This window comes from Rhodococcus sp. SMB37 (assembly GCF_004345605.1).
In the GTDB taxonomy this organism is placed as follows: Bacteria; Actinomycetota; Actinomycetes; order Mycobacteriales; family Mycobacteriaceae; genus Rhodococcus.
In genome coordinates, this window is the sequence record NZ_SLVY01000035.1 from 1 (window position 1) to 11,898 (window position 11,898).

An 11,898-nucleotide genomic window follows, 5' to 3' on the forward strand; every position below is an offset into this window, starting at 1 on the left:
CTGTCCCCATGCCCGCTCCACCGGCCCGGACAGCACCTCGAATAAAGCGAAAACCCCAGTTCACAGGGTCGCTAATCAACAACTACGGCGCCCTGGGCATAGAGCCAAGGCCCTATGCCAGTTGCCTCCAGAGGGAAGATGTTGTATCCGGTAGAGAGATTCACGTCCGGCAGTGGCTCGTATACGCCGTCGTACATGATCTCCGACGGGCGTTGCGAAGACCACCACCAGAGAATCCCAGCGGAGGCCAGACCGCACACCACACCCAACAGTCCGAGAACCACGACCATGAGGGCACTGGGCATCCTTGTTTGGTCATCGCTCATGCACCCAGTAGATCACTTTGAGATCTCTCCGTCGCAGTCCTGTAAGGCGGTCCTCAAACAGCACACCCCGAAACGGCCCGGCACTCGATCGTGTCCTGGGGAATACGGCCGTCCGACCGTCCTGTTTAACCGTCCTGCATATCGGTCTCGTATAGCTGACCCAAACAGCACTATCGTCGCCTCATGGACGGAATCCTGATTGGCTATGCCCGATGCAGCACCGCGGGCCAAGATCTGCGAGCGCAACGCACAGCCCTCAAACGCCTCGGAGTCCCCAACGACCGGATCTACACCGACAAGGGCTACACCGGCCGCAACCGACACCGACCCGGTCTGCGCGAAGCGCTCGCCGCCTGCCGCGAAGGCGGCACCCTCGTCGTCGCCAAACTCGACCGCCTCGGCCGTTCCGCCGTCGACCTCCGGGCGATCGCCGACGAACTCGAAGCCAAAGGCACCCGACTGAACATCGGCGGCTCCGTCCACGACCCGACTGATCCCACCGGCAAACTCTTGTCCAAGGGGCAGAACGTGTCGCTTCCTGGTGATGTGCAGCAGATCGATGTGGTGCTCGGGTGGGCTGAATCGGGTGTCGAAGTCGATGCGTCGGCGTTGCTGCTGAATACGGGCGGGAAGGTCCGCTCCGATTCCGACTTCGTGTTCTACAACCAACCGGAATCTGCGGACGGTTCGGTCCGGTTCCTCGGTGTCAGTGCGACAGAGGAAGGGGCGCAGGCGCGTATCGCGATCGACCTTGCAGTAGTCCCTACGGACGTGCACTCAGTTGCGCTCGTCGGGAGTGTCGACGCCGGTGCCTTCGGTGATCTCGGAAAGCTCGCTCTGCGCGTGGTCGACGGCGCAGGGCACACTTTGGCGGAACACGTCACTGCCGATGCCACCACCGAGTCTGCGTTCGTATTCGGCGAGGTGTACCGCCGGAACGATCAGTGGAAGGTCCGAGCGGTCGGCCAAGGCTGGGCGTCCGGGCTTGTCGGGTTGGCAACCGATTTCGGTGTCGACATCGATGATGCGCCGGACTCCGACGTCACAATGTCCGTCGCCGAGCAGCCCACCGCCGCGGCGACATCACCCGAAGATGCAGCACCTCTCTCAGAACCTTCTCAGCCGGCTGCAGCGACGAAGGAGAAGGCTCGGGGTGTTCGGACCGCCAAACGTGCGGTGAAGAAGTCGAAGCCGATCGAATTCACTCTCGCAGAGAACGACGCATGGCAGCCGGCGCGGTTGTTCTCGGTTGCGGGTGTCGGCGCCGGTGAGGAGCAGGAACGACGCGCGACGTCGGCACTGGTGGCGACTACGCAGGCCGTACGGCCCTTCGCGAGGGCGGTGTGCGCCCGGGTGGGCGCCCCGGCCGGGGCATTCGAAGGCTATGTAGAGGTGCAGTACGAGCGCGGTGAGACGAAGGTGCTGACCGTCGGCCGTTCAGGCGAGATCGTGTCGTTCAGTCTCGAACAGACCTTCCCGATGGGCACCCGGCGTTCGGGCACGTCGGCGAATTTCATCAGCAGCGTGACGTCGTCGACCGACGCGTTCTATGGGACGGTGGTGCAGAAACTGCGCGAATTCGTTCCGGCCGCACCGAAGCAGACCGAACAGTCGAGGTCCGACACCTCTGACGCCGAGGCCGCGCTTCGTGACACCCTGCTGACGTGATCCTGGTCGGTTCGGGGTTTCCGACCGCCCACAGGGCGGTCGGGACAACCAGATTTTCTCGTCCTACATGTGGGACGCTGCAGGTGAAGCAGCGGAACCGCCGGAGCGGGACGAGTTTCGAGCTGTCCGGGTAGCGGTGTTTCGAAGGCGACGGTAGTACATCCCGCGTGTGAACCAGGTAATGGTCGCAGCAAGTGCAGAGCCGAGCACCGCCACCTGAGGATCGGTGGTGACGACGAACAGAACCAGCAGCGCCAGGCCGCCGAGGCCGAGCGCCTCGAGCTTGTAGAGCGGCCATTCGGTGCCGGCGATGTCGACACCGGCCACGCGAGTGGTCCTGCGCGGCGACAGGTCGAGGGTCGTCATCGAGTGTTACCTCCGGTTGAGGAAAGTTCCCCTTCAGGGTAGACGCATAGAAGAATTCGGGTCAACGAACTTTCGGTCCGGGGTGTGGCGTGTCACGTCACAGTGTTCACTGGATGCATGCCTCTCACCGGAGAATATGAACCCAGCCCATCGAAGTGGGCCGCCGATCAGGTCGAGACCTACGAGTCGTCGGGTGGTACCGCCGGTACCACCCTCAATGGGAAGCCCGTCGTCGTGCTCACCACGCGTGGCGCCAAGACCGGCAAGTTGCGGAAGACCCCGTTGATGCGAGTCGAACACGAAGGTGAGTACGCGGTCGTGGCCTCGCTCGGAGGGGCACCGAAACACCCCGTCTGGTACTACAACGTCATCGCGAACCCTCAGGTGGAGCTACGGGACGGCACCGAAGTGTACGACATGGTGGCGCGCGAGCTGCACGGCGACGAGAAGGCGCTGTGGTGGGACCGAGCAGTGGCTGCTTTCCCGGACTACGCCGACTACCAGGCCAAGACCGATCGCCAGATCCCGGTCTTCGTCCTCGAACGGAAGTAGGTCGGCAATGGCTGCGCGCACAGTCGCGGATCAGCTTGTCGGTCAACTCGTCGATGCGGGTGTGCGCCGGATCTACGGGATCGTCGGCGACAGCCTGAACCCGGTTGTGGATGCCGTACGCCGCACCGGCGGCACCGCGTCGGGCGGCATCGATTGGATCCATGTGCGTCACGAGGAGGCTGCGGCCTTCGCAGCCGCCGCGGACGCGCAGCTCACCGGGGAGCTGGCGGTGTGCGCAGGATCGTGCGGGCCGGGCAACCTGCATCTGATCAACGGACTCTACGACGCACACCGATCCGGAGCTCCGGTGCTGGCCATCGCCTCACACATCCCGTCCACCCAGATCGGGTCCGGATACTTCCAGGAAACGCATCCCGATCGGCTGTTCATCGAATGCTCTGGGTACACCGAGCTGATCAGCGCCGCCGCCCAGGCCCCCCGGGTGTTGCACAGTGCGATGACGCACGCGCTCGCCGGCCCGGGCGTTGCCGTCGTCACGCTGCCAGGAGACATCGCGGCACTGCCCGCGGAAGGTTCATCGCCGCGTCTCGTCCGCACGGGCGCCCCGACCGTCATGCCCGCAGATTCGGATGTCCGAGCGCTGGCCGAGGCCATCGATGCCGCCGAGAAGATCGCGATCTTCGCCGGTGCGGGCGTTCGCGGTGCACGCGAGGAGGTTCTGAACCTTGCCGACACGGTTGCGGCGCCGGTCGGACACAGCCTTCGCGGAAAGGAATGGATCCAGTACGACAACCCGTTCGATGTCGGAATGACCGGACTGCTCGGCTACGGCGCCGCCCACGACGGTATGCACGGCGCCGACCTCCTGTTGCTCATCGGTACCGACTTCCCGTACGACCAGTTCCTTCCCGATGTACGAACAGCACAGATCGACGTCGATGCGGGCCGGCTCGGCCGTCGCACCGAGTTGGATCTGGCGGTGCACGGCGACACCGGTGCGACCCTGCGTGCTCTCGAGCCGTTGATCCGCCGGAAGACCGACCGGAAGTTCCTCGAACGCACTCTCGACCGGCACCGCGGTCTGATGGAGAAGGTCGTCGGCGCCTACACGACCCCGGTGAAACAGCGGAAACCGATCCATCCCGAGTACGTCGCGTCCATTCTCGACGACGTCGCCGCCGAAGACGCCGTGTTCACGGCCGACACCGGCATGTGCAATGTGTGGTCGGCGCGGTACCTCAACCCGAACGGCAGTCGCCGATTCCTGTCGTCCGCGCTGCACGGGTCGATGGCCAACGCGCTGCCCCACGCGATCGGTGCCCAGTTCGCGGCACCCGGCCGGCAGGTGGTCTCGGTCAGCGGCGACGGTGGCCTGTCGATGCTGCTCGGTGAACTGATCACCGTCGTGATGCATCGGCTACCGGTCAAGATCGTGCTGTTCGACAATTCGACGCTCGGCATGGTGAAACTCGAGATGCTCGTCGACGGACTCGCCGACTTCGGAGTCGATGTCCCGGCAATCGACTACGCGCGGGTTGCCGAGGCCCTCGGGTTCTACGCACGTCGCGTCGATGACCCTGCGGAATTGGAGCAGACATTGCGGGACGCGTTCGCACATCCCGGTCCTGCGCTGATCGACGTCGTCACAGACCCGCTGGCGCTCTCGCTCCCCCCGACCATCACCGGCGAGCAAGTGAAGGGATTCGCCCTGGCCATGTCGAAGCTCGTGATGAACGAGGGGGTGGGCGAAGCGGTGAAGATGGCGAAGTCGAACATTCGCAACGTGCCGAGGCCTTCCCAGTTCCGACCCTGACCGTCTGTTGGAGGGGGTCGCGTGGGTGGTGTCGGCGGCAAGTGGCAGCATTGAACGGTGACCTCCACCTCGCGAACCGCTGAACCGACCCATGTGACTGCCGTACCGACCGCGGCAGATATCGACATGGCGGCGGAGCGAATCGCGGAGGCGGTCTCGATTACCCCCATCGAACTCAGTCCTCGGCTGTCGGCTCTGACCGGTGCCCAGGTCTATCTCAAGCGCGAGGACCTGACGCGAGTGCGTTCGTTCAAGCTGCGCGGTGCCTACAACGCGATGGCCCAGCTCGACGATCGGGAACGTGCTGCGGGTGTCGTGACGGCCAGCGCGGGAAATCACGCGCAAGGTGTCGCGTATGCGTGTCGGACGATGCGAATCGAAGGCCGCATCTACGTGCCCGCGCGCACCCCCAAGCAGAAGCGCGACCGTATCCAGGTGCACGGAGGAGGGTTCGTCGAGCTGATCGCCGTGGGCGACACCTTCGACGCGGCTGCCGCTGCCGCTGCCGACGATGCGGAACGCACCGGCGCGACAATGATCCCGCCGTTCGACGACGTCCGTACTGCAGCGGGACAAGGGACCATCGCACGCGAAATCGTCGAGCAACTCCCGGGCGATCTGGATGTGCTCGTCGTGCCGGTCGGTGGTGGGGGACTGATCGCGGGTATCACCTCCTACCTGCGTGAGCGGTCGCCGCACACCGCGATCGTCGGCGTCGAACCCCGAGGTGCGGCGTCCATGACTGCCGCGCTGGTCGCGGGTGGCCCCGTGACCCTGCCCGAGGTGGAGCCGTTCGTCGACGGTGCCGCCGTCAAGCGAATCGGCGACGTCCCGTATGCAGTGGTGTCGCAACTCGGCGCCGAGGTGGTGTCGCACTCGAGCCTGCCGCTGGTCGCGAACCTGCGTGCGGAAGGTCTGGGTCACGCTCCGTTCGGGATGACCCAGGTCGACGAAGGCGCGGTGTGCACATCGATGCTCGACCTCTACCAGAACGAGGGGATCATCGCCGAGCCCGCCGGCGCACTCGCGGTCGCGGCGCTCGAGGGACTGTCGATCGAGCCCGGCGCGACCGTCGTGTGCCTGGTGTCCGGCGGCAACAACGATGTGTCCCGGTACGGGGAGATCATCGAGCGTTCACTCGTGCACCGGGGTCTCAAGCACTATTTCCTCGTGAACTTTCCGCAGGAGCCGGGAGCATTGCGGCGTTTTCTCGACGAGGTGCTCGGACCCGACGACGACATCACCCTGTTCGAATACGTCAAACGCAACAACCGTGAGACGGGTGCCGCGTTGGTCGGTATCGAACTCGGTGTAGCGGAGGACCTTTCGGCGCTGTTGCATCGCATGGACGCATCGCCGATCGAAGCGAGCCGCCTCGAGCCGGGGTCACCTGCCTACCGCTACCTCACATAGGCTGTGACGCACGGACTCACCAGGGCATGCATACGAGCCACGGCCCGAACCAGAAGCAATTCGGACGCCAGAAGTTGCCGCGATTCCAATCGTTGTGATGTCCGCGATCCCAATCGCGGTGGTTGCGGTCCTTGTTCCAGTTGTTGTCGTGGTGTCCTCCTCGATCGCGATCCCAGCCACGGTCGTTGTGTCTGACATCGACGACACCCGGAGACGAGTCGGTCACCGGGGACGCGGTGGCCACGCCCACCGGGGTGAGGACAAGAGCAGTGGTGAGAAAAGCGCTCGCCAGTACTTTCTTGGGTTCCATGACGATTCACCTCGAAAAAATTCGGCGGTATTCCTGACGGTACGCGCGTTCTCGAGGCCGGATCAAGGGTAACCGTGTGGTCAGATGTCCGACGACTGTTGACTGTTCGGTCAAGCGGCCGTTCAGGATTCGACGATCACGAACGAGTGTCCTGGGACCAGTACAGCGGACCGGGTGCGATTGACGACGGGCTCGTCCCACCAGAGGATCGGGCTCCCGCCGACGGGGACCGTCACCGGATCGCTACCGAGATTGCACACCACGCGAATCGCGCCACGATGAACCACGATCCAGCGCTCGTCCTCGTCGTAGGTCACCTGGAGGTGTTCGAGCCAGGGGTCGGTGAGTTCGGCGCGGGCGCGTCGCAGTTCGAGCAGTTGCCGGTAGCACTCGAGCAGTCGTGCATGCTCGGGTTCGGTGCGTTCGTCCCAATGCAGGATGGACCGGCGGAACGTCTCCGAATCCTGAGGGTCCGGGACATCGTCAGAGTCCCAACCGTGTTCGCCGAACTCCCTTCGGCGTCCCTCGACGACGGCGGCGGCGAGTTCAGGTTCCGGGTGAGAGGTGAAGTACTGGAATGGGGTACTCGCACCCCATTCCTCGCCCATGAACAGCATCGGTGTGTACGGCGAGGTGAGGACGAGCGCCGCCTTCATCGCGAGCTGACCCCGGTCGAGATAGCCGCCCGGACGGTCACCGCGGGCTCGGTTTCCGACCTGATCGTGGGTGCACGTGTACGCGAGCAGCGAACTGGCCGGCACCCGCCGCACGTCGAGGGGGCGGCCGTGCACGCGGCCTCGGAACGACGAGAACGTGCCGGCGTGGAAGAACCCATGCCCGAGCGTGCGTGCCAGACACTCCAGTGAACCGAAATCACCGTAGTAGCCCTGTCTCTCACCGGACACCGCGGCATGGATCGCATGGTGGACGTCGTCGTCCCACTGTGCGTGGAGGCCGTAACCACCAGCGGACCGGGGCGTGACCGTACGGGGATCGTTCAGGTCGCTCTCGGCGATCAGGCTCAGGGGGCGACGGAGATGGGCAGACAGACGCAGAGTTTCGACCGACAGCTCCTCGAGTACATGTTCAGCCGTGTGATCGATGAGCGCGTGGGTAGCGTCGAGCCGGAGTGCGTCGATGTGGAACTCGACGAACCAGCGCAGGGCGTTGTCGATGATGTAGCGGCGCACTTCGCCGGATCCGTGGCCGTCGAGATTGATGCTTTCACCCCAGATCCCCGGATTCTTCGACACGTACGGCCCGAAGCTGCCGAGGTAGTTTCCGGACGGGCCGAGATGGTTGTAGACCACGTCGAGCGCTACGCCGATACCCCGGGCATGGGCAGCGTCGACGAATCGCTGCAGGGCATCGGGACCGCCGTACGGTTCGTGCACCGCGTACCAGAGAACGCCGTCGTAGCCCCATCCGTGGGGGCCGTTGAATGCGTTGACGGGCATCAACTCGACGAAGTCGATGCCGAGCGCCACAAGATCGTCGAGACGCCCTATTGCTGCGTCGAGTGTGCCTTCCTCGGTGAACGTACCGACGTGCAGTTCGTACAGCACGCTTCCGGCGAGTTGACGTCCGGTCCACGCGCGGTCGGACCAGCCGTCAGGGTCGATCCGGTGCAGCTGTGAGGGCCCGTGCACACCGTCCGGTTGGCGCGGTGAACGGGGATCGGGCAGCACTGTGTCGTCGTCATCGAGTACGTAGCCGTATCGGGACCCGGGGGTGGCATCGACGGCGGCGCGCCACCAGCCGTCGTCCTCCCGACGCATCGGATGGAGTTCGCCGTCGACATGCAGGCGAACGGACGAGGGGATCGGGGCCCAGACCTCGAAGGTGTGCACGAGGCCCAGCATGCCCTGTTCGCGCATGGAACGCAGCACGTTTCCGGTGCACCGGTGCTGCAGTCGATACTGCTAGGCTGACCGCGATGTCCGCAGCCAGAAGAACTTACAGCTCACCGTTGCGGGAAGAATCTGCTCGCCGTACCCGCATCACGATCAGAGACGCAGCCGCGACACTGTTCGAGCAGCACGGGTATGTGAGCACCACCGTCAAACAGATCGCCGACGAAGCGGGCGTCGCAGTGCGGACGGTCTTCACCGCATTCCCGGACGGCAAGGCCCAGCTGTTCCGGGAAGCCCTGGACGCCGCAGTCGCCGCCGACGAGCCCGCCGCCGGGATGCCCCCGGTCCGGTCACCGCATGCGCTCGGCGCTGCAGCCGCAGTCGTCGACCAGGTGGTGGGATACGGCGCGGCGATGCTCGAGCGGGCAGGCGGCCTGCTCATTACCTCGATCGAATCGTCTGGCGCCGACCCCGACATGAAACGCTTCGCCGAGGACGACGCTCGCGCCACCGCTGAGAATGCGCGCACCCTCGCCGAAGGTTTGCACCGCAGCGGATGGCTCCGCGCCGACGTCACCGTCGACCACGCCGCAGACGTCCTCTACACCCTCAGCTCCCCGCAGGTACACGCGCTGTTGCGCCGCGACTGCGGATGGGACCTGGACCGATATCGCATGTGGCTCGCCGACACTCTCCGAACGACTCTGTTGCGCTGAGTTCCCGTAGCGCTGACGCCCGCACCTACCGGTCGCCGGCTGCGTCGAGGTAGAGCCAGGCGCCGTCGTCACGGAGAAACCGGCTGTGCTCGTGCATGACATCGGCGCGGCCGCTCTCGACGTAGCGCGCGCGGAATTCGACCGTACCTTCGGTTTGCAGGAAGCGACCGCCTGTCGCCCGCAGTATCTCGAGACCGGTCCATCTGGTTCCGGGATCCAGTTCGAGAGATGCCGGCCGGGCGGACGGATGCCACGTCCGCAGCAGGTAGTCGGTGTTACCGAGCACGAATGCCGTGTACCGCGACCGCATCAGTTCTTCGGGGGTCGATGCGCGCCCACCGTCGAGAAAACGTCCGCAGCAGTCGGCGAGCTGGATCCCGCGCCCACACGGGCAAGGTTTGTCGGCAGTAGGCTTCTGGTCGCGATATCGGGTCACCCGACCATTGTCGCCGACCGTGCGGGCTTCGCTGCGACGTGTCCTTGCCGAACACTTCGCGCGGGCGGACGATTGATCCGTGAACAGGAGACCTCGGTGAGCGACGCACTCGACCCGCGTCTGACCTACCTCGACGAACACGGGCACCAGCACCACGTGGTGTTGACGTCGGAGACCGCTCGGGTGACGGTCGGCCGCGCAACGGAATCCGATGTGGCATTCCCCGGAGACGAGGAAGTCTCGCGCCTGCACGCTGTGGTCGAGTGGCTCGGCACCCATTGGACGATCCTCGACGACGGATTGTCACGCAATGGAACCTTCGTCAACGGTGAGCGGATCGCAGGGCGTCGGCGGTTGCGTGAGGGCGACAGCATCCGCATCGGTTCGCACAGGCTTCGCTTCCAGGAGATCGGAGCGGGACCCGACGAGGCGACCCGTATGGCCGCAGAGCTACCCACGGTGAACTCGTTGACGGACACGCAGCGCGGCGTGCTGCATGCGCTGTGCCGCCCCTACAAGCACGGTGTGGCCTTCGCATCGCCGGCATCCAATCAGGCCATCGCCTCCGAGCTGTATCTCAGTGTCGACGCCGTGAAAACACATCTCCGGACACTGTTCGCGAAGTTCGGCGTCGAGGACCTACCGCAGAATCGCAAACGGGTACGCCTCGCCGAACTTGCGATGCACACCGGTGTGGTCAGCGAGCGCGACCTGTGACATCCGACGCGGTGCACTCGGATCCGAAACCTCACCATGCCTGCGTCACCCGCTCGGCCAGACGCCGAAGAGCAGCGGCCACTGCGGCGGGGTGCTCGACGGTGACCGAATGACCGGCTCCCTCTACGCGCACGAGTTCCGAGTGCGGTAACCGTGACGCAACACCGGCGGAGAGCTCGAACGGCGTCCACTCGTCGCGGGATCCGCACAACACCAGCGAGGGAAGGTGGGCCAGTACGGCGAGGGCGTCGGCCTCGTCCAGTACCGCGAAGCAGCGGAGGAAGCCCGCCATCGTGACGACCGACGTGTCGCTGCCCAGCAACGTGAGCAGCGTGAGCAGCCAGGCGCCCGGCCTCAGTGCAGCGGTGCGGCGGCGATGCAGCGCACCGGCCACGGGCAGACCCACTCTGCCACCCCACCGCGCCACGCGTTGCGTGATGCGGGGTGCCCGGGACACAGCCCGGCGGAACAACTCCACCGCCGGGCTGTGCAGGTACCGCCCGAGCCCGGAATGTGCGAGATCGTCGGCCGCGGTGGAGATCAACGCGACTCCCGCGACGCGAGTGCCGATGTCGCTCGGATACTGACGCGCGTACGACAGGATTGCCATGCCGCCCATCGAATGCCCCACCAGGACGACGGGCCCGGAGGTGGCAGCATCGAGCACCGCACCCAGATCGCGCCCGATCTGATCGAGGGTGTATGTCTCGGCGGGTGCTCCACCGGACCGGCCGTGACCACGGTGATCGAAGAACACCATCCGTACCGGTCGGCCCAGAGTGAGGAGCAGCGCCCTGCGTAGCCGGGACCAGGCGTCGGTGTCGTGACAGTGCCCGTGGACGAACACGAACGTCAGTTCCGCCGTGACGGGGCCGGTCTCGGTGACTGCGAGGGGTACCCCGTCGTCGGCGTCCACGGTGGTGTGCCGTAGACGCGTCGAGTGGTGGGTAGCGAACATGTATCGAGGGTCCGCGGCGGAGCGACGCGGTGCGAGATCCCCTGCCGGTGGAACCCGAAAACCGGGGATAGGCACCCTTCCACCCTTGGGGTGGTGGACAATCCCGATATGCATTCGCAGCGCTATGTCGGGGTCGTCGGTCCGGGTGAGGCGACGCCCGAGCAACGGCGAGTCGCTCGCCAGGTCGGTGGTCTGCTCGCCGGCCGCAGGGCAGTCGTCGTCACCGGAGGTCTCGGTGGGGTCATGGCCGCCGCGTCGCGGGGAGCGATCGAGGCGGGAGGAACTACGCTCGGGCTGCTTCCGGACGACGACCGGGTCGTGGGTAATCCGTACCTGACGGTGGCGATCCCGACCGGCCTGGGGGAGATGCGTAACGCGCTGCTTGTACGCAGCAGCGACGCGCTCGTCGTGGTCGGCGGGAGCTGGGGAACGATGAGCGAGATCGCGTTGGCGGTACGCACCGGTGTCCCGGTCGTGTCGATCGGGGGCTGGAAGATGCCCGCGGGTGGCGTGCTCGACGTCGAATCGCCGGAGGAAGCGGTCGAATGCCTGCACGCGTTGCTCTGGCGCAAGGACGCCTGATTCTTCGCGTTCCGCGAGAACCGCTCGACAGCAGAGACTCGACAGCAGAGAGACGTCGCAACAACACGCGATGCCCGCCGACCTCGTGTCGGCGGGCATCGCGCGTCGAAGCTGTCGGGCTGTTACGACCTGGCGAGTTCGTAGCGTCGGCGGTATTCCGTTTTGGATGTCTCGCTGACGTCCACGTCTTTCGCTCGTGCGCGCAGGGCACCGACGGTGGCCTGTTC

General features: G+C 65.5%; 11 protein-coding genes and 2 pseudogenes. 8 read left to right on the forward strand and 5 right to left on the reverse strand.

The features are described from left to right. Window positions 1–509: 509 nt before the first annotated feature. Both EV641_RS30065 and EV641_RS28790 read left to right on the forward strand, forming a co-directional pair. A pseudogene (locus EV641_RS30065) lies at window positions 510–839 on the forward strand (recombinase family protein); the annotation flags it as partial. After that, window positions 837–1,745, forward strand: a pseudogene (locus tag EV641_RS28790) (TerD family protein); the annotation flags it as partial. The pseudogenes EV641_RS30065 and EV641_RS28790, both read left to right, overlap by 3 nt. Window positions 1,746–2,057: 312 nt before the next feature. Here the strand turns inward: EV641_RS28790 and EV641_RS28795 are convergent. Continuing rightward, window positions 2,058–2,360: a hypothetical protein gene (locus EV641_RS28795; RefSeq protein ID WP_241997538.1), complete on the reverse strand. Its 303-nt coding sequence runs from the start codon at window positions 2,358–2,360 to the stop codon at window positions 2,058–2,060. 117 nt (window positions 2,361–2,477) lie between these two features. On the opposite strand from EV641_RS28795, the gene EV641_RS28800 reads away from it, so the two are divergent. Genes EV641_RS28800 through ilvA form a run of 3 tightly spaced genes read left to right on the forward strand, consistent with a single transcriptional unit; the run spans window position 2,478 to window position 6,099 of the window. Continuing rightward, a complete protein-coding gene (locus EV641_RS28800; protein ID WP_054716429.1) occupies window positions 2,478–2,912 on the forward strand; it encodes a nitroreductase family deazaflavin-dependent oxidoreductase in 435 nt (144 codons plus the stop codon). 7 nt (window positions 2,913–2,919) lie between these two features. After that, window positions 2,920–4,686, forward strand: a complete 1,767-nt coding sequence (locus EV641_RS28805; RefSeq protein ID WP_132476915.1) for a pyruvate dehydrogenase — start codon at window positions 2,920–2,922, stop codon at window positions 4,684–4,686. A 57-nt stretch (window positions 4,687–4,743) separates the two neighbouring features. Then, complete coding sequence (ilvA, locus tag EV641_RS28810) at window positions 4,744–6,099, forward strand: threonine ammonia-lyase IlvA (RefSeq protein WP_277874533.1); 1,356 nt, start codon at window positions 4,744–4,746, stop codon at window positions 6,097–6,099. 16 nt (window positions 6,100–6,115) lie between these two features. Here ilvA and EV641_RS28815 read toward each other — a convergent pair whose 3' ends face one another. Together EV641_RS28815 and treZ are read right to left on the reverse strand one after the other, a co-directional pair. Next, entirely contained in the window at window positions 6,116–6,409 is a 294-nt protein-coding gene (locus tag EV641_RS28815) for a hypothetical protein (RefSeq protein WP_054716426.1), read from the reverse strand. Between the two features lie 122 nt (window positions 6,410–6,531). Next, on the reverse strand, window positions 6,532–8,259 hold the full coding sequence (gene treZ / locus EV641_RS28820; RefSeq protein ID WP_054716432.1) for a malto-oligosyltrehalose trehalohydrolase: 1,728 nt from the start codon (window positions 8,257–8,259) through the stop codon (window positions 6,532–6,534). A gap of 86 nt (window positions 8,260–8,345) precedes the next feature. On the opposite strand from treZ, the gene EV641_RS28825 reads away from it, so the two are divergent. Continuing rightward, entirely contained in the window at window positions 8,346–8,978 is a 633-nt protein-coding gene (locus EV641_RS28825; RefSeq protein ID WP_132476917.1) for a TetR/AcrR family transcriptional regulator, read from the forward strand. 25 nt (window positions 8,979–9,003) lie between these two features. On the opposite strand, the gene EV641_RS28830 is transcribed toward EV641_RS28825, so the two are convergent. Beyond that, window positions 9,004–9,354 (reverse strand): YchJ family metal-binding protein, encoded by a 351-nt coding sequence (locus EV641_RS28830; protein ID WP_241997541.1) that lies wholly within the window; start codon window positions 9,352–9,354, stop codon window positions 9,004–9,006. 156 nt (window positions 9,355–9,510) lie between these two features. Between EV641_RS28830 and EV641_RS28835 the strand changes: the two genes are divergently transcribed. Further along, complete coding sequence (locus EV641_RS28835; RefSeq protein WP_054720532.1) at window positions 9,511–10,131, forward strand: FHA domain-containing protein; 621 nt, start codon at window positions 9,511–9,513, stop codon at window positions 10,129–10,131. A gap of 31 nt (window positions 10,132–10,162) precedes the next feature. Here the strand turns inward: EV641_RS28835 and EV641_RS28840 are convergent, their stop codons facing one another. After that, a complete protein-coding gene (locus tag EV641_RS28840) occupies window positions 10,163–11,089 on the reverse strand; it encodes an alpha/beta hydrolase (protein ID WP_132476921.1) in 927 nt (308 codons plus the stop codon). A gap of 36 nt (window positions 11,090–11,125) precedes the next feature. Here EV641_RS28840 and EV641_RS28845 point away from each other — a divergent pair, with 36 nt between their 5' ends. Continuing rightward, entirely contained in the window at window positions 11,126–11,671 is a 546-nt protein-coding gene (locus EV641_RS28845) for a TIGR00725 family protein (protein WP_347238255.1), read from the forward strand. Window positions 11,672–11,898 lie beyond the last annotated feature (227 nt).